A 22,021-nucleotide genomic window follows, 5' to 3' on the forward strand; every position below is an offset into this window, starting at 1 on the left:
CCTAAAGGCTCGCCGCCAGGTCCGGGATGCCGGACAGGTCCTCCAGGACGTGCTGCGGCGTCCAGGGCAGGCGGTCCATCGGCACGCTGGCGCGGTTCACCCAGACGGTCGCGAAGCCGTATCCGGTCGCGGCGGCCGCGTCCCAACCGTTCGAGCTGACGAAGAGGACGTTGCCGGCTTGGCATCCGAACGCCCGGTTGACCAGGTCATAGACCTTGGTGGCGGGTTTGAAGACGCCGACGGATTCGACCGAGAGGACATGATCCAGGAGGCGTCCGACGCCCGCCGATTGCACCGCCGATTGCAGCATCTCGGGTGAGCCGTTGGACAGGATGCCCGTCGCAAGCTCCGCATCCTTCAGTGCGCCCAGCATGTCCGGCACCTCGGGATAGGCCGACAGTTCCCAGTATAGCTTGCGAAGGCGGTCGCGTAGGTCGACATCGCCCTGCAGGCCCGATGCCTCCAACGCGTAATCGAGCGCGTCGTTCGTCACCTGCCAGAACTCGGTATGCTCTCCGGTGATCGCGCGGATCCAGCTGTATTGCAGCTGCTTCTCGCGCCAATCGGCGGCCAGCTTGGCCCAGCCGTCGGACAGGGCCGGAAAGGCCGGATCCTCGGCGACCTGGCGGGCCGCGGCGGTTACGTCGAACAACGTGCCGTATGCGTCGAAGATGCATGTATCTATGGCCATCAGCCGCCCCCGTGATCGGTCGGAGCGACCCTGCCATGGGGGGGCTACCTAGTCGAGACCGCGGCTGGCGAAGTCGCAATCCACGAGGCCCGCAATGGTGTTCTCGCGGGTCCATTCGCCGTTCGAAGACCGCCGTCCGGCCAGCCGTTCGCGTTCACGGCGAAGTTCCGTATCGCTGACGCTGTAGCGCCGGTCTCTCAGGCTGCCGGTCACGTCGACCGGATCCCCGCCCCCGTTGGCGACCCGCGCCGCCTCGCGGGCCTTGAGACCGTCGATGCCATGCGCGCAATAGTCGTCGGTGCCGAAGCTCTGTTGGACGATCTGCCTGTTCTCCTCCGCCGCCTCGTCGAATGCGACGATCTCGAGGCCTTCGGGAATGCTGCTGACGATCGAGAACCCGGTACCGACGATCACGGCCGTCAACACCATCCAGTCCAGCGAGATCCCACCGGCCTCATCAACAAGGAATGATCTGACGCTCAACATCGGTCGGCCGCCTTAACGAAATAACTTTGCCCGGTTATCGCAGCAGGAAAGGGCGCATTTGGGGCAAATCACCTGAAAGATCGGTCCAATTTTGCCATTATTCGCAGTTCTCGGCAACGATCCGCCGATGATGCGGGCGATTGTCGCCGAACATTCAAAGATTGTCCGGATGCGGCATGCCCATGACATGGAAGCCACCGTCGACGTGGATCACCTCGCCCGTCGTGCAGGCACCGTGGTCGGACGCGAGGTACAGGGCCGTCCCGCCGATCGCGTCGAGCGTCGCATTCGCCCGCAGGGGCGCGTTCGCCTCGGCATGGCGGAAGGTGCGTCTTGCCCCACCGATGGCCGCACCGGCCAGGGTCTTCATCGGCCCAGGCGAGATCGCATTCACGCGGATGCCTTCGGGACCCAGATCGGCCGCCAGGTAGCGGACCGCCGATTCGAGCGCGGCCTTCGCCACGCCCATCACGTTGTAGTAGGGCATGACCCGCTGGGACCCATCGAAGGTCAGCGTCAGGATGGTTCCCCCATCGGTCATCAGGGGCGCCGCGCGGCGGGCGACCTCGATCAGGGAATAACAGGAAATATCCAGCGAATTCTTGAAGTTGTCGCGGCTCGTGTCGACGAACCGTCCGGTCAACTCAGCCTTGTCCGAGAACGCGATGGCGTGGATCACGATGTCGAGGTTGCCCATCTCGGCCAGCGCCGCGAAGGCCGCGTCGAGCGAGGCATCATCTGTGACATCGACGTCCAACAGCGTCGTGGAGTCGATGCTCTCCGCGAGTGGAGCCACGCGCTTGCCGAACGCCTCGCCCTGGTAGGTGAACGCCAGTTCGGCGCCCTCGGCGGCCAGGGCCCGGGCGATGCCCCAGGCAATGGAGCGGTCGTTGGCCACCCCCATGACGAGGGCGCGCTTGCCGTCCAACAGGCCCATCCGCCTACTCCCGGTGCCTGGAAATGATGACGGTGCCGTTCGTCCCGCCGAACCCGAAGGAGTTCGACAGGATCGAGTCGATCTCGACGCCGTCGCGCAGTTCGGTGTTGATCTCCTCGGGCTTCAGGGCGGGGTCCAGTTCGGTGACGTTGATCGACGGGGCGATGAACCCCTTGTTCATCATCAGCATCGAATAGATCGCCTCCTGCACCCCGGTCGCGCCCAGGCTGTGACCCGTCATCGACTTGGTCGATCCGATCGGTGGCGTCCGCCCCTCGCCCCAGATGTTGCGGCAGGCGACGACCTCCTTGATGTCGCCCACCGGGGTCGAGGTGCCATGCGCGTTGATGTAGTCGACCTTCCGGTCCTCCGGCATCTGGCTCAGCGCCAGCCGCATCGCCCGCTCGCCGCCCTCGCCGGACGGCGCGACCATGTCGGCCCCGTCGGAGGTGGCCCCATAGCCCGTCACCTCGCCATAGATCGTGGCGCCGCGCGCGATCGCCCGGTCCCGCTCCTCCAGCACGACGACGCCCGCGCCGCCGGCGATGACGAAGCCGTCGCGCGTCGCGTCATAGGGGCGCGATGCCTTTTCGGGCGTGTCGTTGTACTTGGACGACATCGCACCCATGGCGTCGAACAGGCAGGAAAGTGTCCAGTCCACCTCCTCGCCCCCGCCGGCGAAGACGATGTCCTGCTTGCCGAACTGGATCTGCTCCACACCGTTGCCCATGCAGTGCAGCGACGTGGTGCAAGCCGAAGTGATCGAGTAGTTCACGCCCTTGATCCCGAACGGCGTGGCCAGGCAGGCGCTGTTGGTCGACGACATGCAGCGGGTCACCATGAACGGGCCCATGCGCTTGGGCGAGCCCTTGTTGATGACGGTGTCGAAGGCGGTGAAGAAGTTCGACGTCGACGGCCCGCCGGACCCCATCACGAGGCCCGTGCGCTCGTTCGAGACCTCGTCCTGCGCCAGCCCCGAATCCGCGATGGCGCGCTCCATGGCGATGAAGTTGTAGGCCGCGCCCGGCCCCATGAAACGCAGGTCGCGCTTGTCGATATGGTCCTCCAGCACGATGTCGGGCACGCCGTGGACCTGGCTGCGGAAGCCGTGCTCGGCATAGCTGTCCGAGAAGGTGATACCGGACTTGCCGGCGCGAAGGCTCGCCTCGACCTCCTCAGGCGTATTTCCGATGGGTGAGACGATCCCGATCCCGGTGATGACGACGCGACGCAGCATGTGTCTTTCCTCTCAGCTCTCGGACAGAGCCACTTTCATATCCTTGACGACGTAGATTTCCTCTCCGTCGGCCTCCACCCGGCCATCGGCCACGCCCATGGTCAGGCGGCGCGTCTGGATCGCCTTGGTGAAATCAACGAGATACGTCAGCTTCTTGCGATCGGGGCGGACCATGCCGGTCAGCTTCACCTCGCCCACGCCGAGCGCATAGCCCCGCCCCTGCCAGCCACGCCAGCCGAGGTTGAAACCCGTCAGCTGCCACAGCCCGTCGAGGCCCAGGCAACCGGGCATGATCGGGTTGCCGGGAAAGTGGCAGTCGAAGAACCACAGATCCGGCTTGATATCGAACTCGGCCACGACATGGCCCTTGCCGTGCAGGCCCGCATCGCCCGAAATGTCGGTGATCCGGTCCATCATCAGCATCGGCGGCTCGGGAAGTTGCGCGTTGCCTTCGCCGAAAAGCTCGCCCCGCGCGCATTTCAGCAGGTCGTCGCGGTCGAAATTGGTCGGATACTCGCTCATGCGCCCCCCTTTGGGTCCGGTTCGGGCCCGTCTATCACCGCATGTTTCAGCCTCGCAACCCATCGCGAGCGCCCGGATGGGTGCCGAATGGGGCGTTTCCGCACGGAATCCGTTTGAAAACCGTCACGCGGACCCCCTATATTGCTCCCGATGCAGATGTCCGAGACAGCACGCGACCGGGGCGAAGCCTGGCTGGCCCGCGCGAACCTGCGGCCCACGCGCCAGCGGCTGCTGCTGGCGTCGCTCCTGGTGGGTGACGGGCGCGATCGCCATGTCACCGCCGAAGGGTTGCACGACGCGGCACGCCGGTCGGGGGACAAGGTCTCTCTCGCCACCGTCTACAACACGCTGCGCGCCTTCACCGAAGCCGGCCTGGTGCAGGAGATCACGGTCGACGGCACCGGCAGCTATTTTGATACGCGGCTGGACGACCACCCCCATTTCTATTGGGAAGAAGACGCCCGCCTGACCGATGCAGGCCACGAGGCGATGAAGATCGTCAACCTGCCCGATGCCCCCGCCGGGACCGAGATCGCCAAGGTCGACGTCGTCATCCGCCTGCGCGCCAAGGCTTGAGGCCCCCGCCCCGCGCCGATAGGCGTTCGCCGGAGGCTGGGGAGGGCACATCATGGAACGGATCGGTTTCGTCGGCACGGGGCTGATGGGTCACGGCATGGCCGCGAACATCCTTGGGGCGGGCTATCCGCTAGCCGTCGTCGCGCACCGCAATCGTGCCCCGGTGGAGGATCTGCGCAGCCGGGGTGCCTCGGAGGTCCCCGACCTGGCGGCCCTCGCCCGGGCCTCCGACATCGTCCATATCTGCGCCCCCGGCAGTCCGCAGGTCGAAACGGTCGTGGACGTCCTGGCCGACCACATGGTCGAGGGCGGGGTGATCGTCGACTGCTCGACGTCCAACCCGGTCTCGACCGAAGCTCTCGCCGCCAAGCTCTCGGCCCGGGGCCTGCACATGGCGGACGCGCCGCTGGGCGGGACGCCGGTCCAGGCGGAAGCGGGCGAACTGGCCGCCATGGTCGGCGCGACCGAGGACGTCTTCGCCCGGATCGAGCCTGTCATCGCAACGTGGGCCAAGTCCATCGTCAGGATCGGGGGCCCGGGCGCGGGCCACAAGATGAAGCTTCTCAACAACTTTCTCGCCATGGGCTACGGCGCGCTCTATGCCGAGGCGCTTGCCCTGGCCGAGAAATCGGGCGTCGGGACGGCCATGTTCGACAGCGTCATCCGCGGCAGCCGAATGGATTGCGGCTTCTATCAGACGTTCATGGGCTACGCGGTCGACGGCAATCGCCAGGCGCACAAGTTCACCCTCACGAACGCCCTGAAGGACATGACCTACCTGGCCGCCATGGCCGATGGCGCGGGCGTGGCCAATCCGGTGCAGTGCGCGATCAAGAACAGCTTCGCGATGGCCGTGAACACCGGCGGTGATGGGCCGGAGGACTACGTCCCGCATCTGGTGGATTTCGTGGCCCGCGCCAACGGGATCGCGCGCGACTAGCCGAGGCCCAGTTCGGCGAAGGGGATATAGCGCACAGGATCGCCCGGTGCGATCTCGGCGGCGCCATCGGGCAGTTCGACGAAACCTTCGGCCCAGGATAGGCCCGAGACCAACCCGGACCCTTCGGATCGGAACACCTCCGCCGCGCCGTTCCGCAGACGGGCGCGCAGGATCTCGCGCCGTCCGGCCCTCTTGCGCTTGGCGAAGGCCGCCGGAACGGTGAGGCCGACCGGTTCCCGCCAGCCCGCCCCGGCCATCTGCAAAAGCGCGGGCCGTGCGAAAATCGCAGCACAGGTGAGGGCCGCCACCGGGTTGCCGGGCAGTCCGAAAAGGGGCGTGCCGTTCCAGCGACCGAGTGCCAGCGGCCGTCCGGGCTTGATCGCGATCCGCCAATGGACGACGTCGCCGCGTTCCCGCAGCAGACGCGACAGATGATCCTCGTCACCGGCACTTGCCCCGCCCGATGTCAGGATCGCATCGGTGCCGGCCGCGTCCAGCATCACCGCTAGCACCTCCGGATCGTCGGGCGCATGTCCCAGGTCAACCGGATCCAAATGCCAGGCCGCCAGCATCGACAGCAGCATCGGCCGGTTCACGTCGGCCGTACCGCCGTCCGCCCCCGGTGCCACCAGTTCGTCGCCGGTCGACAGGACGCCGACGCGCAAACGTGCGTGCACCTGAAGCGTTCCGTGACCCGCGGCGATGGTCAGCGCGATGTCGGCCGGCCGAAGGACGGCACCGGCGGACAGGCACGTATCGCCGGTCGTCACGTCCTCGCCTGCCTCGCGGGTATTGGCACCCCGGGCAGGAACGGCCCGCAGGAGGAGATGGCCGTCCCGAACGGTCGCGTCTTCCTGCAAGGCCACCGTATCGGTGCCCGCCGGGATGGCCGCGCCGGTCAGGATACGGATCGCATGCCCCGATGGCACCTGGCCCGCGTATGGCCGCCCCGCCGCCGCCCGCCCGGGGAGCAGCGCAACGGGGCCCGGTGCCAGCGTCGCGTGGGCGAAGGCCCAACCGTCGACGGCGGCGTTGGCATGCGGCGGATTTGACCGCCGCGCGATCACGTCGGCGGCGAGGATACGCCCCGTGGCAGCGCCCACGGCAATGGTCTCCGTCCTCACGACGGTAGGCGTCGCCGCGCGCAGGGAGGTCAGGGCCCGATCGACCGGCGTCCAGTCCTCCCCCGGTGGCAGCGCGAAGCAATCGGCAGGCGGCAGAACGCCCAGGATCCAACCCTCCTCGGCGGCGATCCGGTCCGCATCGGGCTGCGCGCCGGGGGCGGTGAACCAGGTTTCAGGCGCATCGCGCAGGGCGGCAACGGCGGCGAGGACCTGGCCCTCGTCCTTGATGGCGCGTTCGACGGGGCACCAGAGGCTGGGATAGATTTCGGCCAGGACGACCCGCGCCGGAGGGACGGCGAAGCCCGTCTCCTGCGGCCAGACGGCCAGATCGGGATGGCGCGCCCGCAGCCGGGCCAACGCGGCCAGCCCGACGAGCGACTGCCCCCCCACCGCACCTGCCGTGTAGAGCTTGAGCACCGATTGCGCCGCGCGCGCGAAGGCCTCGACCGCGCGGTGATCCCCGATTCCGTGGCCCGACCGCGCCCGCCCTCGCGCCGGAAGATCGGGCAGGTCATGTCCGTCGGGACGACCCCAGAGTGGACCGATGCCGGGAAAGGCGCGGTTGATCGTCTGCGCCACCTCGAACCGGTTGTTGGCATTGTCGGGGCCGTCGCGGACATGCGTGGCGAGCCAGTCCCAGACGGCCAGCGCCTCGGCCCGGCCGGTCAGGGTCCGCGCGAAGCCCTGCGGATATCCCATCGCGAAATCGAAGGTCAGCAACGTGCGATGCCCCAGGGCCAGCCATTCTTCGACCTCCGCCAGGGCCGCATGCCGCGTCGCGTGATAGCGGGTCGTGCGGACGCCGTTCAGATCGGCACAGACCCAGATGGCATCGGCGCAGGGCCGCGGCCCCGTCGGACGGGCGGCGGCGGACCAGTCGACGGCGATTACCAGGTCGAACACAGGAAATCCGCGATCGCCGTTATGTCGTCGAGAGGCAGAACGGGTGGCTCGACCGTGCAACGCCCCTTGGCTGCCACGGCCAGGATCGTCCGGTCGGCCTGCGCCAGGGGCGGGCGTCCCAGGTCCGCACGCCATGCCTCGATCCGGGGATGCTCCCCGACCTTCCATCCTTCGGCCAGGACGACGTCGCAGGGGGCCAGTCGCGTCAGTATGTGGTCGAGGCTGGGTGTCGCGACCTCCTCCAGCAGGGCCAGACGGCGGTCAGTGGCCAGAACGACCTGCCCGGCCCCGGCCTCCCGGTGGCGATGCGTGTCGGTGCCCGGCGTCTCCAGGTCCAGGGCGTGATGCGTGCGCTTGAGCGTGCTGACGCGCAGGCCCCGGGCCGACAATTCGGTGACAAGTGCCACGGTCAACGTGGTCTTGCCCGCGTTCTTGTGCCCGATCACGCCCATCAGCCGCATGCGAGATCCTCCGCCCGCTGCAGGTCCTCGGGCGTGTTCACGTTGAAGAAGGGATCCAGCGGCGCCGTCGGGAACAGGGCGAGCCCGGCCTCGTGCCGATCGGTCCAGGCCAGGATCTTGCGGGTTCCCTGCGCCAGCGCGGCGCGCAGATCGTCGCGCAGCGCGGTGGGCCACAGGCCGAACGTCGGCTGCGGCCGGACCCGGTCGTCGTCGCGCGTGGCCGCCAACGCCAGCCCTGTCGGACCGGCCGCCGCGAGCAGGCGCGGCACGAGGTCGGGCGGCAGGAACGGCGTGTCCGCCGCCGCCGTCACGATATGCGGGCGGCCCTGCCCGGCCGCCCAGTCGAGCCCGGCCAGCACGCCAGCCAGCGGCCCGGGCCGATCCGGGTCGGCGTCGGCCAGCACGGGCAGCCCCAGATCGGCCCACCGCCCCGGCGGTCCATTCGCGCTGAGCGCGAGGGCGTCGACCTGCGGCCCGATCCGGTCGATGACGCGTTCGACGAGCGATCGGCCCCCGACCGGCAGCCGGCCCTTGTCGCCGCCGCCCATCCGCGTCGCACGCCCGCCCGCAAGGATGAGGCCGTGTGGCTGGATCACGGGCATCGCGCGAGCCCGTAACGCTGACCGAGGGTGAAGCGTTCGTATTTCACCACCAGAGGCCGCCCCTCGGCATCGAAGGTCGTGCGGAGCAGGGAGTGCACCGGCGGGCGCAACTCCTCCGACCAGCGTGCCGCCCGATCGAGGACATCGACGAAGAGCGGGGTGCCGAGGCGCCCGCGCCAGACATGCACGAAGGCGGTACCGTGGCGGGACGGAACGGCCAGGTTCCAGCGCGCGGGACAGTCCGGCCGCGCGGTCGGCGCGATGACGGCGCGCACCCAGTCATGTGCGGCCTCGGGGCCGTCCAGCGCGGCGAAGATCGCGAACAGGCAAACCTGGTGCCCGTCGATGTCGCGCGGGCCCGGCCAGTCATAGGCCGTCAGGTCGACGGGATCGGAATGTCCGTCGCCAGGGGCCAGGCAATCGGTCAGACGCGGTCGCAGCCGGTCCGCCGGCAGCGGCCGGGGGTGCGACCAGGCCAGGTGCGGGCGGACGGCGCCCCGCTCCGTCACCACGATCTCCGGGCCCGGACTGTCCATGGTTGCGCGGGGGATCGACAGCCCCTCGCGCGCGATCCCGGACGCCGGGGCCGCCAGCACGGCCAGCGCCAGGGTTGCGGCACATATCAGGGCGCGGTTCATTCGGCGTCCCAGACGACGCGCTCCGCCCCGCTGAGGCAGATGAACCGCGAGCCTTTCATCCGCCCGATCACGGTCAGACCGACCTGACGCGCGATCTCGACCCCCCAGGCGGTGAAGCCGGAACGCGACACCAGCGACGGGATGCCCATCAGTGCGCATTTGATGACCATCTCGGAGGTCAGCCGCCCGGTCGTATAGAGAACCTTGTCGCCCGCCTCGACCTGCGCGATGCGCATCCAGCCAGCCAGCTTGTCGACCGCATTGTGGCGTCCGACATCCTCGAAATAGGCCAGCGGGTCGCCACCGGCGCAAAGGCACGTCCCGTGGATCGCACCGGCGGCCAGATACAGGCTGGGCGTCCGGTTGACGGCACGCGACAGGGCGCGCAACTCGCTGACGCGCAGCGGCGTGGCCGGCAGGGTCAGATCCTCCAGCCCCTCCATCATGTCGCCGAAGACGGTGCCGACCGCGCAACCCGAGGTGCGCGTCGCCCGCGCCAGCCTTGCCTCGTGATCTGTCTCGACCGCGGTGCGAACGACGACCGCTTGCAGCTCCGCATCATGGTCGATGCCGGTCACGACATCCGACGGCCGCACCATCCCCTGATTGACGAGAAACCCCAGCGCCAGCCATTCGGGATGATCGCCGATTGTCATGGCGGTGACGATCTCGCGCGCGTTCAGATAGATCGTGAGCGGCCGCTCCTCGACCACGCGCAGGGCGACGGAGGCGCCGGTCTCGTCCACGCCGGTCACGCCGCGCGTCAGGCGGGCATCGTCGGGCGTCGGCGCGACGCGCAGGCTGGCTGGAACTTCGGTCGACACTTGAGACCCGGCATCTTGGCGGCTAGGGGCACGATGTCCGGCAAGGCGAAGGGATGCAAGCGATGGCGGAAAAGCCATTTCGGCGCGGCGTGGCCGAGGGGCTGCCATTCGTGATCATCATCGTCCCGTTCGGCGCCTTGTTCGGCGTTCTCGCCACCGAAGCGGGCTTGCCGCTGGCGCAGGTCATGGGCTTCTCGGTCGTGGTCATCGCGGGCGCCGCGCAATTCACGGCTGTCCAGTTGATGTCGGATGGCGCGCCCCTGGCGATCGTCGTGCTGTCGGCATTGGCGGTGAACCTTCGGATGGCGATGTACTCGGCGGCGATGGCCCCGCATCTGGGCGCGGCGCCGGCCTGGCAACGTGCCCTGATCGCCTATGTGCTGGTCGACCAGACCTATGCGCTGGCCGCGCAGACATATGAAACCCGGCCGAACTGGTCCCTTGCGGATCGGGTGATCTATTTCGCGGGCGTCGCGCTGCCGGTCTTTCCCGGCTGGGTCGCGGCGACATGGGCCGGCGCGGCGCTCGGCGCGCGCATCCCCGCGGGCCTGGGGTTGGATTTCGCCATGCCCCTGGCGTTCCTCGCATTGGTGGGACCCATGCTCAAATCACGGGCCCATGTCGCGGCCGCGTTCGTCTCGACGGCGGGCGCGCTCCTGCTGGTATGGGTGCCGTGGAACCTGGGGCTGATCCTGGCCGCGATGCTCGCCATGGCGACCGGTGCCGAAATGGAGCGGCGCGCATGAGCGAGACCGCCGTCTGGGTCGTCATCGTACTGCTTGGTGCGGGCACGTTTGCGTTGCGGTTCCTGTTCCTCGGGCTGGTCGGCAACCGGGCGATGCCGCCATGGGTCCTGCGGCATCTCCGCTATACCGGCGTGGCCGTCCTGCCCGGCCTCGTCGCGCCCCTCGTGGTATGGCCCGCGGCCGCGGGCGGCGTCTTCGACCCTGTCCGCCTTGCCGCCGCCGCCGTCGCCCTTGGCATCGGCGCCTGGCGCCGCGATGTGATCCAGGCGGTCGTGGCCGGCGCATTAGCCATGCTGGTGCTGGACTGGTTGATCTAGACCGGCAGGGCCGTGGTCTTGCATACGGTTTTGAGCGCGAAGGACGATTGCAGCTTGGCCACTCCGGGCAGCCGCGCCAGATGTCGTCGGTGGATCGACGCGAAATCCTCGCTGTCACGCGCCACGACCTTGAGCAGGTAATCATAGGCGCCGGTCATCAGATGGCATTCCAGCACATCCGGTATCCGCGCGACCGCCGTCTCGAAAGCGTCGAGCACGTCATCCGCCTGCGAGGCGAGACTGATCTCGACGAACACGGTGGTCGGGCGCCCGACGACACGCGGATTGACGAGCGCGACCGTGGCTTCGATCGCACCGGTCGCCTCGAGCCGTTGAAGACGCCGGTGGCAGGCCGAAGCACTGAGGTTCAGACGCTGCGACATCTGCGCCGAGGTCAGGCGCGCGTCCTTCTGCACGAGTCGCAGAATACGCGCATCGGTTTCATCGATCTGAACCGCCACGGTCAAATTCCCCGCCGTTTCCCGGCAGGGCAGGAAAATCTCCTGATACCGCCGTTCCCGAAGCCTCTGATAGCGACGAAATGCCGGCGCGTCATCCCTAGGATCGGGGCAATCGAGAACCAAGGGAGGTTGGCATGCTGATCGGGTGCCCCAAAGAGATCAAACCGCAGGAGTTCCGCGTCGGAATGACGCCGTCCGCCGCGCTGGAGGCCGTGGCGCACGGTCATTCCGTCGTGGTCGAAACCAATGCCGGCATCGGCGCCGGGTTCGACGACGCGCAATATCAGGCCGTGGGCGCACGCATCGCCGACAGCGCCGAGAAAGTCTTCGCCGAGGCCGACATGATCGTGAAGGTCAAGGAGCCGCAGGCGGTCGAACGGGCGCGACTGCGCGAAGGCCAGCTGCTGTTCACGTATCTGCATCTGGCCCCCGACCCCGACCAGACCCGCGACCTGCTGGCCTCCGGCGCGACCTGCATCGCCTACGAGACGGTCACCGACCGCGCCGGGGGCCTGCCCCTGTTGGCGCCGATGTCGGAGGTCGCCGGTCGGCTGGCCCCGCAGGTGGGCGCATGGACCCTGCAGAAGGCCAATGGCGGGCGTGGCGTCCTCATGGGCGGCGTGCCCGGCGTGGGGCCCGCGCAGGTCGTCGTCATCGGCGGCGGGGTCGTGGGCACACACGCCGCCCGGATCGCCGCCGGTATGGGCGCGGACGTGACCGTTCTGGACCGGTCGCTGCCGCGGCTGCGCTATCTCGACGACGCGTTCGGCTCGGTCTTCAAGACGCGCTATGCCAATGCCGGCAACACGGCCGAGATGGTGATGGCCGCCGATATGGTCATCGGCGCCGTCCTCATACCCGGCGCGGCGGCGCCCAAGCTGGTCAAGCACGACGACCTGAAGCACATGAAGCCCGGCGCCGCGATCGTCGATGTGGCGATCGACCAGGGCGGCTGTTTCGAGACGTCGCGCGCCACGACGCATGAGGATCCGATCTACGATGTCGACGGCATCATGCATTACTGCGTCGCCAACATGCCCGGCGCGGTCGCGCGCACGTCGACCCTGGCGCTCGGCAACGCGACGCTGCCATTCCTGCTGGCGCTGGCAGACAAGGGGTGGAAGCGAGCCTGCGCCGACGATCCGCATCTCCGCAACGGACTGAACGTCCATGCCGGGCAACTGACATATGCGGCCGTGGGCGAAGCGCTGGGGCTGGCGTCGGTCGACCCGGAAACCGTCCTGGCCTGAAGGCCGGATCCGGGGCCCGCGCCACGCGGGTCCCGGGAACGAGGCGCCGGGACGCCGTCTATTCGGCGGGCGTGGCCGACGTGCCCTGCGCCAGGCGGTCACGGATATCGATGAGGACATCGAGTTCCGACGGGCCGGTCTCGACCTCGGGGGCCACGTCGTCGGGCCGCTCCGCGGCCGCCTTCAGGCGGTTCACGGCCTTGACCAGCATGAACACGACCCAGGCGATGATCAGAAAGTTGATGCAGGCGGTGACGAACGCGCCGTAGGCGAAGATGGCCGCACCGGATTCGCGTGCCGCTTCCAGTCCCACGCCCTCGGGCACATCGCCGGACAGGACGACATACATGCTCGTGAAGTCGATCCCCCCCAGCACGAGCCCGATCAGGGGGTTGATCAGGTCGTCCACCAATGACGACACGATGGCGGTGAAGGCCGCCCCGATGATGATCCCGACGGCGAGATCCATGACATTGCCCTTGGCAATGAAGTCCTTGAATTCTTGGAGCATATTCGTCCTTCCCGACAGTCCAGTTCCCCCGGTACCCCTGCCTTCAGGGTGTCCGCGCACAGGTCTTGTCGGAAAATGCACGAAAGTCACCCGTTTTGTTGACGTATCGGCAACCTATCTTGAGCCTCACGTGCAACCGACAGGAGGCCCCATGGCCGATCTTTCCGCCTTTCCGATCACGCGACGCTGGGTCCCGCGGGACCCCACGAAGCTGCAGCTCTTCAGCTTTCCGACACCGAATGGCGTGAAGGTCGCCATCGCGCTGGAAGAACTGAGGCTGCCCTACGAGGCCCATCGCGTGACCCTTTCGGACGAGGACGTGAAATCCGACGCGTTCCTGTCGCTCAATCCGAACAACAAGATACCGGCGATCATCGACCCCGACGGACCGGACGGCACCCCGATCGGCCTGTTCGAGAGCGGGGCGATTCTTCTCTATCTCGCCCGCAAGACCGGGCGACTGACGGGGCCGGATGCGACATCCCAGGCACATGCCACGCAATGGCTGATGTGGCAGATGGGCGGCCTCGGCCCGATGCTGGGTCAGCTCGGCTATTTCGTGAAGTTCGCCGGGAAGGAGATCGACGATCCCCGCCCGCGACAACGCTACGTGGACGAGGCCAGGCGCCTGCTATCCGTCTTCGCCGGCGCCTTGCAGGACCGCGAATGGATCGTGGGTGAGTTCACCATCGCCGACATCGCGATCGCGCCTTGGCTGAATGCGCTGGAATTCTACGGTGCCAAGGACATCGTCGGATGGTCGGACCACCCGGTTCTGGAGGCATATGTCGAGCGGTTCATGGCGCGCGACGCGGCCAAGGTGGGTATGAATACCCCTCCACGCGAAAGTGCGACGTCATAGCATGGTTCCGGCCGTGCCGCACAGCAGCACGAGAAGGAAAGCCAAGGCGGCGGAAAGGGCGGTGATCTCGATTCGTTCCATCATGTGCCTTGGTTGACCGTCTTTCCTCTACAAGGCGTTAACGGCGGTCGGCGCTGTCCCGATGGACAACCTTTCTCGTACATGACGGTTCCCGACCGCCGGTATCGGGCCCGACCTTAAGGCTTCCGAAAGGGTCGGGTGCTACGCCTGCAGCATGAGACTTCGCACCCCCCGTCTGGCCGCGCTGGCCGTATGTCTGTTTCCCTTGCTTTGGGCGGGCGGCGCGATCGCCAGCGTGCCGCCCGCGCGCCCCGGGTGGCCCGTATTGGTCGTGTCCGGACCTTTCGGCCCGGACGCGGCGACCCTGCTGCGACGGGCCGGCGGGCACGAGGTCGGGCCGCGCCGATTCCCGATTGGCGTCGTCGGCCATTCACAGGACGCCGATTTCTTCGATCGGTTGGTCCATGGCGGCGCGATTCTCCTGCTCGACGCCGGGCGGATGACCGCGATGTTCTGTGGCGCCGATGTCTGACGAAGCGCTCGATCAAAGTCGCGCTTCGGCGGCCAGGATCCTCCAAGCGATGACGCTCGCCTGGGTTCTGCCGATCTCGGGCGCGGCCCATCTTGCCGACACGTTCTCGGCCCTGCTGGTGGTCGCCGCGATGGCCGGACCGGCCTTGGCATGGGTTGCCTGCAAGCTCGACGCCGCCATCGGGCGCGTCGCATTGGCCATGGCGGGGGTGGGGCAGGTCATGCTCATGACCGGCGCGATGGCGGGCCATCCCTGGCAGCTCGACGCGCATCTGTTCTATTTCGGCTTCATCGCGGCCATCGCGGCGATGGTCGACCTGCGGGCCCTGGCCGCTGCCGGTGCCGCCGTGGTGCTGAACCATCTGATCCTGACTTTCCTCGCACCCGATCTGGTCTACGGATTGACCGGGGACCTGCAGACGCTGCTGCGTACGGTGATCCACGCGGTCGCCGTGATGATGATCGTCGGCTGGCTCGGCATGAGCATCCACGTCCGGCTGACCCTGGTCGACGAGGCGCGCGTGGAACGGGAGGCGGCGCTGAACGCGGCGACGCGCGCGCAGGAGGCGGAGGCGGAGACGGCCGGCGCCCTGACGAAAGCCGAAGCGGCGCGCACCGGCGCGGAAACGGCCCGAGGCGAGGCCGAGTCGGCGCTCGAGGCGCTTCGGCGCGAAACCGAGCGCGCCGAAGCCGCGGATGCCGAGGCCCAAATCCTTCGCCAGCAGGACGAGGCGCATCGCGCCGCCGAACGCGACAAGCAGACGCGGGTGATCGCCACGCTGCGAACCGCCCTTGCACGATTGGCCGAGGGCGACCTGGGTGGGCGCATTTCGGGCGATCTGCCGCCGGAATACGCCGATCTCGGAACGTCCTTCGACGCGAGTATCGAGGCCTTGTCCGCGGCGCTCTACGGGATCCGCCGTTCCTCCGCCCATATCTCTGGCGAGACGCAGGAGATCGCATCGGCCACGGTGGACCTGGCGCGAAGGACCGAGCGACAGGCGGCGTCGCTTGAGGAGATTACCCGTTCGAACGACCAGCTGACCGAGCTGATTGGCGCCACCGCCGAGGACGCCGCGCAGGCGGAAGCGATCATGGTCACCACCGGGTCCGAGGCCGAAACGGGCGCGCGGATCATGAACCAGGCCATCGACGCCATGGCCGAGATCGAGGTTTCATCGGGTGAGGTGCGCAAGATCACCTCGGTGATCGAGGATATCGCCTTCCAGACAAACATGCTGGCGTTGAACGCCGGGGTCGAGGCGGCGCGCGCGGGCGATGCGGGGCGTGGGTTCGCCGTCGTCGCCTCCGAGGTGCGGGCCCTGGCGCAGCGGTCCTCGGAAGCCGCCAACCGCATCGATGCGCTCGTCGGCCAGTCCGGCGACCATATCGACCACGGCGTCCGTCTCGTCCACGACACCGGCACGGCGTTGCGGACGATCATCGAATCGGTCGGCACCGTGACCACTCGCATCAGCCGGATCGCCGCCACATCCGACGAACAGGCGACCGGGGTCACCGCCATCAATGACGCGCTCCGGGATCTGGACCGGGTTTCGCAGCAGAACGCGACGATGTTCGAGGAGACGACAGCCGCCTGTCAGACCCTACGCACGAACGCGCAGGATCTCGCGACGGCCATCGAACGCTTTTCAGTCCTGGATGACGAGGCCGCGCCGGCCGAGGGCGACATCTGTTCCCGGCCCTCGCCGCCGGACGCGGCGCCACGGAGTGGATCGATAAGCGTGGGCATCGAACGCCGCGCCTGATCGGCAGGGTCCACCCTCCGTGACGCGTCGCACCGGCCCGCGTTGGTAACGCCCAGCACACGCGGCGGGCTCAGTCCACGAAAAAAGCCCCGATCCTCGGGCCGGGGCTTTCTCACTATTTTTGATCCTCGAGCCTTATTCGGCCGATTCGTCCTTGGCTTCCTGACCGGTCTCCTGGTCGACCATCTTCATGGCCAGGCGCACCTTGCCCCGGTCGTCGAAGCCCAGCAGCTTGACCCAAACCTCCTGGCCTTCCTTCAGGACGTCCGACGGATGGTTCAGGCGGCGGTTCTCGATCTGGCTGACATGGACCAGCCCGTCGCGCTTGCCGAAGAAGTTCACGAAGGCGCCGAAATCGACGATCTTCACGACCTTGCCCTTGTAAACCTTGCCTTCCTCCGGCTCCGCCACGATCGAATTGATCATGTCGTAGGCCTTCTGGATGGCCTCGCCGTTGGCGGACGCGATCTTGATCGTGCCGTCGTCCTGGATGTCGACCTTGGCGCCGGAGACTTCCACGATCTCGCGGATGACCTTGCCGCCCGACCCGATCACTTCGCGGATCTTGTCGGTGGGCACCTGCATCGTCTCGATGCGCGGGGCGTGGGCCGAGAACTCGTTGCGGCCCTCGGTCAGCGCCTTCGCCATCTCGCCCAGGATGTGGACCCGGCCGGCCTTGGCCTGCTCGAGCGCCTTCTCCATGATCTCGGGCGTGATGCCGGCGACCTTGATGTCCATCTGCAGCGACGTAATGCCGTCCTCAGTGCCCGCGACCTTGAAATCCATGTCGCCGAGGTGATCCTCGTCGCCCAGGATGTCGGTCAGAACCGCGTAATCGCCATCATCCTCGAGCACGAGGCCCATCGCGACACCGGCCACCGGCGCCTTCAGCGGGACGCCCGCGTCCATCATCGACAGCGATCCGCCGCAGACCGTCGCCATCGACGAGGAGCCGTTCGACTCCGTAATCTCGGAGACGAGGCGGATGGTGTAGGGGAAATCCGTCGCCGTCGGCAGCACCGCCTGCAACGCACGCCAGGCCAGCTTGCCGTGGCCGATCTCGCGCCGACCCGGAGGGCCGAAGCGCCCGACTTCGCCGACCGAATAGGGCGGGAAGTTGTAGTGCAGCAAGAAGTTCGACTTGTAGGTGCCGTGCAGCGCATCGATCATCTGCTCGTCATCGCCGGTGCCCAGCGTGGTCACGACCAGGCCCTGGGTCTCGCCGCGCGTGAACAGCGCGGAGCCGTGCGTGCGGGGCAGCAGACCCACCTCCGAGACGATCGGCCGGACGGTGTCGAGCCCGCGCCCGTCGATCCGCTTGCCGTTCTTGACGACATCCCCGCGCAGGACCTTCGATTCAAGCTTCTTGAGCGCGGTGCCGAGGTTCGGATCCTCAAGCTGCTCTTCCGACAGCTCGGCCTTGATCGCGTCCTTCGCCGCCGAAACCGCGGCGGTCCGATCCTGCTTGTCGGTGATGGCATAGGCGTCGCGCATCTTCTGCTCGCCGGCGGCCTTCACGGCCTCGAAGAGCTCCGAATAGTCCGGCGCCTGGAAATCCATCGGCTCCTTCGCGGCATCCTCGGCCAGCGACACGATCAGATCGATGACCGGCTGCATCTGGTCATGGCCGAACTTGACCGCGCCCAGCATCTCGGATTCCGACAGCTCATAGGCTTCGGATTCGACCATCATCACCGCGTCCCGGGTGCCCGCGACCACGAGGTCGAGGCGCTGCTCGGGGTTGGTCTTGAGGTTCTGCATGTCGTCGACCGACGGGTTCAGCACGTATTCGCCATCGACGAAGCCGACGCGGGCGCCCGCGATGGGACCCATGAAGGGCGCGCCCGAAATCGTCAGCGCGGCCGAGGCGGCGATCATCGCGACGACATCGGGATCGTTTTCCAGGTCGTGGGACAGAACGGTGCAGATCACGAGGACCTCGTTCTTGAACCCCTCGACGAAGAGCGGGCGGATTGGCCGGTCGATGAGGCGCGAGGTCAGCGTCTCCTTCTCCGTCGGCCGGGCTTCGCGCTTGAAGAAGCCGCCGGGAACCTTGCCCGCGGCGTAGTATTTCTCGTTGTAGTGTACGGTCAGCGGGAAGAAGTCCTGCCCCGGCTTCGGCTGCTTGGCATAGGTCACCGCGGCCATCACGGAGGTCTCGCCATAGGTGGCGATCACGCAGCCGTCGGCCTGGCGGGCGATCTTGCCCGTTTCCAGAGTGAGGGTGTCGTGCCCCCACTCCATCTCTTTCTTGACGATGTTGAACATGTGTCATCCTGTCTGACGCCGTCCGGCCCCTGCCGTCGCGTCGTTGCATGGCGGCCCCATTGCCGCCGACCCCTCTCATCATTCCATGCGCCGGGGTCGTGGCGTCACGTCTCAGATGCGCCGTCCCGTACAGCGGATGGGCCGAAAAGGGAACCCCGCTCAGGGACGCATCGCCGACAGGATGGCCATGACCTGCCGCCGCGCTCCGTGCAGGATCGCGGCCTGCGTATCACGCTCCGAACAGGCTTGCGCGGCGGCGATGGCGCCGGATGCGGTCACGATGGCCGCCATCGTGTCGGCCCCGCCATTCAGGCCCCGCGTCATCTCCGCCGCGATCTCTCTCAACGCGGCATCATAGCCCCGCCGCTGCGCCTCGGTTCCACGCGCGGCCTCTCCGGTCAGGGCAGCGAGGGTGCAGCCGCGATGCACGTCCGAGAGGTTCGCGGGATCGAGATAGCCGTCGAATATCCTGACCATCTCCTTCCACAGGGCATCGGGCGTGGGGTCGGATCGGGCCTGCAGCATGCGGAGTATCGGATGGTCGCGGCGCAGGACCTCGGCGACCAGATCGGACTTTGATCGGAAATGGGCGTAGAACGCCCCACGCGTCAGGCCCGCGCCGTTCATCAAATCGTCGAGCGTGACGGCCCCGATGCCCCGCTTACGGAACGCGATCGCCGCGGCCGCGACAATACGATCACCGATCCGCGCCTTGTCTTCTGGTTTCAGTCGCATGAGGCCCTCGGTTTATGCATGTTGACCGACATATATTCTTGTGGTTAACCTTACCGCAACCCAGATATCGGAGGATTGCCATGCCCACCGATCCCAATTTAGCGGATGCCGCGGTCGACAACCGATGGCAGGCCCTCGTGAATCGGATGTGCAAGGATCCGACCGTCGCGCGCGGCAAGATGATGACCGCCGAGGCGCTGACACATGCGGGGAAGGTCTTCGTCTTCCGGTCCCGTCGCAACGGCGCCGGACTTGGGATCAAACTCGGCGCCGGATCCGATCCGGCGGAGTTCCACGCGACCCGGTGGAGACCGCTTCAGCCCTTTGCGGGAAAGGCACCGATGCGGGGCTGGTTCGTGATCGAGATTGCGGATGAACCGGTTTGGGATGCACTTGCCGACGCGGCTCTAGACCGTGCCCGCCGGTGGGCCGATGCCTGAAGTGACGCCGTTCTACGCCGCGATCATCGCGATCCTGATGGCGGTCCTGTCCACCCTTGTCGGGGTCGGGCGGGGACATCATGGCGTGGCGTTGGGCGACGGCAGGGTGGCACCGCTCGCCTTGTCGATCCGGCGCTTCGGCAACCTGTCGGAATACGCGGCGATGGCCTTGCTGATCCTGCTGCTCCTGGAGCTAACCGGAACCGAGCCGTTCTGGCTGCATGCCTACGGAACGGCACTCGTAGCCTTCCGCGCGATCCATCCGATCGTTCTCTTCGACGACATGGGTGCGCCGGCATGGCGCAAGGCGGGCCGGTTCGCATCGGCTGCGGGAACGGCAGGACTGTTGCTTTCGGGGGGTGTCGCGCTGCTCCTGTGAACGGCGCGGTTCCGGGGCCCGCCACGGCGGCCCCGGATGCGCGTGTCAGCGGCGGATGCCGAGACGCTTGATCAGGTCCTGATACCGGGCTTCATCCTTGCCGCGGGTATAGTCCAGCAGCTTGCGGCGCTGCGCGACCATCATCAGAAGGCCACGACGGGAGTGGTTGTCCTTCTTGTGGGTCTTGAAGTGTTCGGTCAGCGTGGTGATCCGGCTGGTCAGGATCGCGATCTGCACCTCGGGAGAGCCGGTGTCCCCCTCCTTGGTCGCGAATTCCTTGATAAGACGGTTCTTTTCTTCGACGGTGATCGACATCGGGGTCTCCTTCGAGGTTAGAGGAATGGCGCAAGCCGGGATGTCGTCCAGCAAGGCCCGTGGAGTAGGCGCGTCGCGTACACCGGACGGCGCACGAAGGAAAGCCCCCGTTTTTCCTTCACTGCATTAACCGTTTGGCAATTGTCCGCTGGGTATGCCGGACGGGACTTGCTAGCCATGGCCCGAAACGGCGCGGGACATGCCGCGCCGTCACCTGATACGAGGTTCGCTTCATGATGCTCTTCGCCGGTTTTCTCGGCCTTCTGGCCTCGGGCGCGATGATGGCGTTGCCGATTGTCGAGGCTGACGCCGTCGACGATCTGGACGAGGTCGATCACGATGACGCGGAGGATGCCCGGATCGAAGCCGGGCCAATCGATAACGGGGAGGAGGGCGCGGGGACCGAGGGGTCGCTTCTGGACACGGTATCGCGGGCATCAGCCGGGTCCCCCGAAAGCTCGGAGACGGGTGGCGCGACCGGACCGGATGAACTGTCCGGCCTGTCGGCGACTGATCCAGCACCCCTGCCCGATGTCACGGTGGAGGCGGAACCCGAGAAGGCCGGGCCCGACGTCATCGCGCCGGAGGACGATCTGTTCCCCCCGCGGGACGCGCTGGGCAGCGAACATGTGACCGACCGGATCGAGGGGTCCTGGGCAACCCCGATCCCGATCGACGCCGACGCCATGTTCGGCGGCGGCGATGCGGACATGATCACGGGCGGCGGCGGGAACGACCTGATCCTGCCGGACACGGGCGACGACCTAGCCGAAGGCGGGGGCGGACGCGACGTGATCTCTGGCGGCGGGGGCGATGACACGCTGCTTGGGGGGCAAGGCGACGACGTTCTGCACGGTGATGACGACGACGATCTGCTGCAGGGGCAGGACGGCGATGATCTGCTGTCAGGCGGCGACGGGGACGACCTGTTGGCCGGCGACGCGGGGAACGACCGTCTCTTCGGCGGCGAAGGACGGGATACGCTCCGGGGCGGCCTCGGCGACGACATCCTGGACGGCACGGTCCTGCAGGACGGCACCGACCGCGACGCGGCCGACGAACTGTATGGCGGGGATGGCGATGACACGCTGGCCGGCGGGAAAGGCGACATCCTCGTGGGTGGCGAGGGGCAGGACCGGTTCATCTTCGACGCGTCGTCGGGTCCGGCGCTGCCCGATGATGCGTCGCAGGCCCCGTTGATCGCCGATTTCGTGCCTGGGGTCGACATGATCGAAATCTTCTACGAGGGCGATACGCAGCCCGATCTGCAGTTCCGGGCCAATGGCGACGCGACGGATCTTGTCGTCGATGACATGGTCGTCGCCAAGGTCTCGGGGACGTCCGACCTGACTGTCCGAGACGTACACCTGATCCGTGCTCCGTAATCGGACGTCTTGTCCGGGATTGACCCATCGGGGCCAACCCGCATCACGGGTCACCGCCCTTGTGTCTCTCGTGTCAGGCGTTTCGCAACC

At 67.4% G+C, this 22,021-nt stretch carries 26 protein-coding genes; 11 read left to right on the forward strand and 15 right to left on the reverse strand.

All coding sequences use genetic code 11. The features are described 5' to 3' along the window. Window position 1: 1 nt before the first annotated feature. The 5 genes from MWU52_RS09735 to fabA form a co-directional block, all read right to left on the reverse strand. On the reverse strand, window positions 2–691 hold the full coding sequence (locus MWU52_RS09735) for a haloacid dehalogenase type II (RefSeq protein ID WP_246951499.1): 690 nt from the start codon (window positions 689–691) through the stop codon (window positions 2–4). Window positions 692–739: 48 nt separating this feature from the next. Then, complete coding sequence (locus tag MWU52_RS09740; RefSeq protein ID WP_246951501.1) at window positions 740–1,177, reverse strand: hypothetical protein; 438 nt, start codon at window positions 1,175–1,177, stop codon at window positions 740–742. A 154-nt stretch (window positions 1,178–1,331) separates the two neighbouring features. After that, entirely contained in the window at window positions 1,332–2,114 is a 783-nt protein-coding gene (locus MWU52_RS09745) for an enoyl-ACP reductase (RefSeq protein ID WP_246951503.1), read from the reverse strand. A 4-nt stretch (window positions 2,115–2,118) separates the two neighbouring features. Beyond that, complete coding sequence (gene fabB / locus MWU52_RS09750) at window positions 2,119–3,348, reverse strand: beta-ketoacyl-ACP synthase I (protein WP_246952843.1); 1,230 nt, start codon at window positions 3,346–3,348, stop codon at window positions 2,119–2,121. Between the two features lie 15 nt (window positions 3,349–3,363). Beyond that, on the reverse strand, window positions 3,364–3,873 hold the full coding sequence (gene fabA / locus MWU52_RS09755) for a bifunctional 3-hydroxydecanoyl-ACP dehydratase/trans-2-decenoyl-ACP isomerase (RefSeq protein ID WP_246951505.1): 510 nt from the start codon (window positions 3,871–3,873) through the stop codon (window positions 3,364–3,366). Between the two features lie 156 nt (window positions 3,874–4,029). Here fabA and irrA point away from each other — a divergent pair, with 156 nt between their 5' ends. Together irrA and MWU52_RS09765 are read left to right on the forward strand one after the other, a co-directional pair. After that, the gene (gene irrA / locus MWU52_RS09760) at window positions 4,030–4,449 is read left to right on the forward strand and encodes an iron response transcriptional regulator IrrA (RefSeq protein ID WP_246951508.1); all 420 of its coding nucleotides are present in this window, start codon (window positions 4,030–4,032) and stop codon (window positions 4,447–4,449) included. Between the two features lie 52 nt (window positions 4,450–4,501). Next, window positions 4,502–5,389 carry an NAD(P)-dependent oxidoreductase gene (locus MWU52_RS09765; protein ID WP_246951511.1) on the forward strand — a complete coding sequence of 296 codons (888 nt, stop codon included), beginning with the start codon at window positions 4,502–4,504 and terminating at the stop codon, window positions 5,387–5,389. Here MWU52_RS09765 and MWU52_RS09770 read toward each other — a convergent pair. From MWU52_RS09770 to MWU52_RS09790, 5 genes are read right to left on the reverse strand one after another with little or no spacing between them, the layout of a single operon-like run. Continuing rightward, on the reverse strand, window positions 5,386–7,416 hold the full coding sequence (locus MWU52_RS09770; RefSeq protein WP_246951513.1) for a molybdopterin-binding protein: 2,031 nt from the start codon (window positions 7,414–7,416) through the stop codon (window positions 5,386–5,388). The two genes, MWU52_RS09765 and MWU52_RS09770, sit on opposite strands and share 4 nt — an antisense overlap. Then, window positions 7,401–7,877 carry a molybdopterin-guanine dinucleotide biosynthesis protein B gene (gene mobB / locus MWU52_RS09775; RefSeq protein WP_246951515.1) on the reverse strand — a complete coding sequence of 159 codons (477 nt, stop codon included), beginning with the start codon at window positions 7,875–7,877 and terminating at the stop codon, window positions 7,401–7,403. The genes MWU52_RS09770 and mobB overlap by 16 nt, the downstream gene beginning before the upstream one ends. After that, the gene (gene mobA, locus MWU52_RS09780) at window positions 7,868–8,479 is read right to left on the reverse strand and encodes a molybdenum cofactor guanylyltransferase MobA (protein WP_246951517.1); all 612 of its coding nucleotides are present in this window, start codon (window positions 8,477–8,479) and stop codon (window positions 7,868–7,870) included. Before mobA ends, mobB begins: the two co-directional genes overlap by 10 nt. Next, window positions 8,470–9,117 (reverse strand): hypothetical protein, encoded by a 648-nt coding sequence (locus tag MWU52_RS09785; protein WP_246951519.1) that lies wholly within the window; start codon window positions 9,115–9,117, stop codon window positions 8,470–8,472. Before MWU52_RS09785 ends, mobA begins: the two co-directional genes overlap by 10 nt. Then, entirely contained in the window at window positions 9,114–9,941 is an 828-nt protein-coding gene (locus MWU52_RS09790; protein ID WP_246951521.1) for a formate dehydrogenase accessory sulfurtransferase FdhD, read from the reverse strand. Before MWU52_RS09790 ends, MWU52_RS09785 begins: the two co-directional genes overlap by 4 nt. Before the next feature lie 62 nt (window positions 9,942–10,003). On the opposite strand from MWU52_RS09790, the gene MWU52_RS09795 reads away from it, so the two are divergent. Then, window positions 10,004–10,687, forward strand: a complete 684-nt coding sequence (locus tag MWU52_RS09795; RefSeq protein ID WP_348645507.1) for an AzlC family ABC transporter permease — start codon at window positions 10,004–10,006, stop codon at window positions 10,685–10,687. Beyond that, window positions 10,684–11,004, forward strand: coding sequence for an AzlD domain-containing protein (locus MWU52_RS09800; protein ID WP_246951524.1), 321 nt, complete (start codon window positions 10,684–10,686; stop codon window positions 11,002–11,004). The genes MWU52_RS09795 and MWU52_RS09800 overlap by 4 nt, the downstream gene beginning before the upstream one ends. Here MWU52_RS09800 and MWU52_RS09805 read toward each other — a convergent pair. Next, window positions 11,001–11,465 carry an Lrp/AsnC family transcriptional regulator gene (locus MWU52_RS09805; RefSeq protein ID WP_246951526.1) on the reverse strand — a complete coding sequence of 155 codons (465 nt, stop codon included), beginning with the start codon at window positions 11,463–11,465 and terminating at the stop codon, window positions 11,001–11,003. The two genes, MWU52_RS09800 and MWU52_RS09805, sit on opposite strands and share 4 nt — an antisense overlap. Before the next feature lie 134 nt (window positions 11,466–11,599). Here MWU52_RS09805 and ald point away from each other — a divergent pair, with 134 nt between their 5' ends. After that, a complete protein-coding gene (gene ald, locus MWU52_RS09810) occupies window positions 11,600–12,715 on the forward strand; it encodes an alanine dehydrogenase (RefSeq protein WP_246951528.1) in 1,116 nt (371 codons plus the stop codon). 58 nt (window positions 12,716–12,773) lie between these two features. Here ald and mscL read toward each other — a convergent pair whose 3' ends face one another. Continuing rightward, window positions 12,774–13,226 (reverse strand): large conductance mechanosensitive channel protein MscL, encoded by a 453-nt coding sequence (gene mscL, locus MWU52_RS09815; RefSeq protein ID WP_246951530.1) that lies wholly within the window; start codon window positions 13,224–13,226, stop codon window positions 12,774–12,776. A 151-nt stretch (window positions 13,227–13,377) separates the two neighbouring features. Between mscL and MWU52_RS09820 the strand changes: the two genes are divergently transcribed. The 3 genes from MWU52_RS09820 (at window position 13,378) to MWU52_RS09830 (ending at window position 16,409) form a co-directional block, all read left to right on the forward strand. Then, a complete protein-coding gene (locus MWU52_RS09820; protein ID WP_246951532.1) occupies window positions 13,378–14,088 on the forward strand; it encodes a glutathione S-transferase N-terminal domain-containing protein in 711 nt (236 codons plus the stop codon). A gap of 235 nt (window positions 14,089–14,323) precedes the next feature. Next, window positions 14,324–14,641, forward strand: coding sequence for a hypothetical protein (locus MWU52_RS09825; RefSeq protein WP_246951534.1), 318 nt, complete (start codon window positions 14,324–14,326; stop codon window positions 14,639–14,641). A 49-nt stretch (window positions 14,642–14,690) separates the two neighbouring features. After that, complete coding sequence (locus tag MWU52_RS09830) at window positions 14,691–16,409, forward strand: methyl-accepting chemotaxis protein (RefSeq protein WP_246951536.1); 1,719 nt, start codon at window positions 14,691–14,693, stop codon at window positions 16,407–16,409. A 135-nt stretch (window positions 16,410–16,544) separates the two neighbouring features. Here the strand turns inward: MWU52_RS09830 and pnp are convergent, their stop codons facing one another. Further along, window positions 16,545–18,677 carry a polyribonucleotide nucleotidyltransferase gene (pnp, locus tag MWU52_RS09835; protein ID WP_246951538.1) on the reverse strand — a complete coding sequence of 711 codons (2,133 nt, stop codon included), beginning with the start codon at window positions 18,675–18,677 and terminating at the stop codon, window positions 16,545–16,547. Window positions 18,678–18,836: 159 nt separating this feature from the next. Continuing rightward, window positions 18,837–19,412, reverse strand: a complete 576-nt coding sequence (locus MWU52_RS09840; protein WP_246951540.1) for a TetR/AcrR family transcriptional regulator — start codon at window positions 19,410–19,412, stop codon at window positions 18,837–18,839. Window positions 19,413–19,492: 80 nt separating this feature from the next. Here MWU52_RS09840 and MWU52_RS09845 point away from each other — a divergent pair, with 80 nt between their 5' ends. Beyond that, on the forward strand, window positions 19,493–19,852 hold the full coding sequence (locus tag MWU52_RS09845; protein ID WP_246951542.1) for a hypothetical protein: 360 nt from the start codon (window positions 19,493–19,495) through the stop codon (window positions 19,850–19,852). After that, window positions 19,845–20,231 carry an MAPEG family protein gene (locus MWU52_RS09850; RefSeq protein ID WP_246951544.1) on the forward strand — a complete coding sequence of 129 codons (387 nt, stop codon included), beginning with the start codon at window positions 19,845–19,847 and terminating at the stop codon, window positions 20,229–20,231. Before MWU52_RS09845 ends, MWU52_RS09850 begins: the two co-directional genes overlap by 8 nt. Before the next feature lie 45 nt (window positions 20,232–20,276). Here the strand turns inward: MWU52_RS09850 and rpsO are convergent, their stop codons facing one another. Continuing rightward, window positions 20,277–20,546, reverse strand: coding sequence for a 30S ribosomal protein S15 (gene rpsO / locus MWU52_RS09855; RefSeq protein ID WP_246951546.1), 270 nt, complete (start codon window positions 20,544–20,546; stop codon window positions 20,277–20,279). A 233-nt stretch (window positions 20,547–20,779) separates the two neighbouring features. On the opposite strand from rpsO, the gene MWU52_RS09860 reads away from it, so the two are divergent. Further along, window positions 20,780–21,931, forward strand: coding sequence for a hypothetical protein (locus tag MWU52_RS09860; RefSeq protein ID WP_246951548.1), 1,152 nt, complete (start codon window positions 20,780–20,782; stop codon window positions 21,929–21,931). Window positions 21,932–22,021 lie beyond the last annotated feature (90 nt).

The organism is Jannaschia sp. S6380 (assembly GCF_023015695.1).
Taxonomy (GTDB): domain Bacteria; phylum Pseudomonadota; class Alphaproteobacteria; order Rhodobacterales; family Rhodobacteraceae; genus Jannaschia.

What these genes read in the sequence shown, in the direction of transcription:
- MWU52_RS09735 (WP_246951499.1), bottom strand. Translation starts at nt 691, where the DNA reads ATGGCCATAGATACATGCATCTTCGACGCATACGGCACGTTGTTCGAC.
- MWU52_RS09740 (WP_246951501.1), bottom strand. Translation starts at nt 1,177, where the DNA reads ATGTTGAGCGTCAGATCATTCCTTGTTGATGAGGCCGGTGGGATCTCG.
- MWU52_RS09745 (WP_246951503.1), bottom strand. Translation starts at nt 2,114, where the DNA reads ATGGGCCTGTTGGACGGCAAGCGCGCCCTCGTCATGGGGGTGGCCAAC.
- fabA (WP_246951505.1), bottom strand. Translation starts at nt 3,873, where the DNA reads ATGAGCGAGTATCCGACCAATTTCGACCGCGACGACCTGCTGAAATGC.
- irrA (WP_246951508.1), top strand. Translation starts at nt 4,030, where the DNA reads ATGTCCGAGACAGCACGCGACCGGGGCGAAGCCTGGCTGGCCCGCGCG.
- MWU52_RS09765 (WP_246951511.1), top strand. Translation starts at nt 4,502, where the DNA reads ATGGAACGGATCGGTTTCGTCGGCACGGGGCTGATGGGTCACGGCATG.
- mobB (WP_246951515.1), bottom strand. Translation starts at nt 7,877, where the DNA reads ATGCGGCTGATGGGCGTGATCGGGCACAAGAACGCGGGCAAGACCACG.
- mobA (WP_246951517.1), bottom strand. Translation starts at nt 8,479, where the DNA reads ATGCCCGTGATCCAGCCACACGGCCTCATCCTTGCGGGCGGGCGTGCG.
- MWU52_RS09785 (WP_246951519.1), bottom strand. Translation starts at nt 9,117, where the DNA reads ATGAACCGCGCCCTGATATGTGCCGCAACCCTGGCGCTGGCCGTGCTG.
- MWU52_RS09795 (WP_348645507.1), top strand. Translation starts at nt 10,004, where the DNA reads ATGGCGGAAAAGCCATTTCGGCGCGGCGTGGCCGAGGGGCTGCCATTC.
- MWU52_RS09800 (WP_246951524.1), top strand. Translation starts at nt 10,684, where the DNA reads ATGAGCGAGACCGCCGTCTGGGTCGTCATCGTACTGCTTGGTGCGGGC.
- ald (WP_246951528.1), top strand. Translation starts at nt 11,600, where the DNA reads ATGCTGATCGGGTGCCCCAAAGAGATCAAACCGCAGGAGTTCCGCGTC.
- mscL (WP_246951530.1), bottom strand. Translation starts at nt 13,226, where the DNA reads ATGCTCCAAGAATTCAAGGACTTCATTGCCAAGGGCAATGTCATGGAT.
- MWU52_RS09820 (WP_246951532.1), top strand. Translation starts at nt 13,378, where the DNA reads ATGGCCGATCTTTCCGCCTTTCCGATCACGCGACGCTGGGTCCCGCGG.
- MWU52_RS09825 (WP_246951534.1), top strand. Translation starts at nt 14,324, where the DNA reads ATGAGACTTCGCACCCCCCGTCTGGCCGCGCTGGCCGTATGTCTGTTT.
- MWU52_RS09830 (WP_246951536.1), top strand. Translation starts at nt 14,691, where the DNA reads ATGACGCTCGCCTGGGTTCTGCCGATCTCGGGCGCGGCCCATCTTGCC.
- pnp (WP_246951538.1), bottom strand. Translation starts at nt 18,677, where the DNA reads ATGTTCAACATCGTCAAGAAAGAGATGGAGTGGGGGCACGACACCCTC.
- MWU52_RS09840 (WP_246951540.1), bottom strand. Translation starts at nt 19,412, where the DNA reads ATGCGACTGAAACCAGAAGACAAGGCGCGGATCGGTGATCGTATTGTC.
- MWU52_RS09845 (WP_246951542.1), top strand. Translation starts at nt 19,493, where the DNA reads ATGCCCACCGATCCCAATTTAGCGGATGCCGCGGTCGACAACCGATGG.
- MWU52_RS09850 (WP_246951544.1), top strand. Translation starts at nt 19,845, where the DNA reads ATGCCTGAAGTGACGCCGTTCTACGCCGCGATCATCGCGATCCTGATG.
- rpsO (WP_246951546.1), bottom strand. Translation starts at nt 20,546, where the DNA reads ATGTCGATCACCGTCGAAGAAAAGAACCGTCTTATCAAGGAATTCGCG.
- MWU52_RS09860 (WP_246951548.1), top strand. Translation starts at nt 20,780, where the DNA reads ATGATGCTCTTCGCCGGTTTTCTCGGCCTTCTGGCCTCGGGCGCGATG.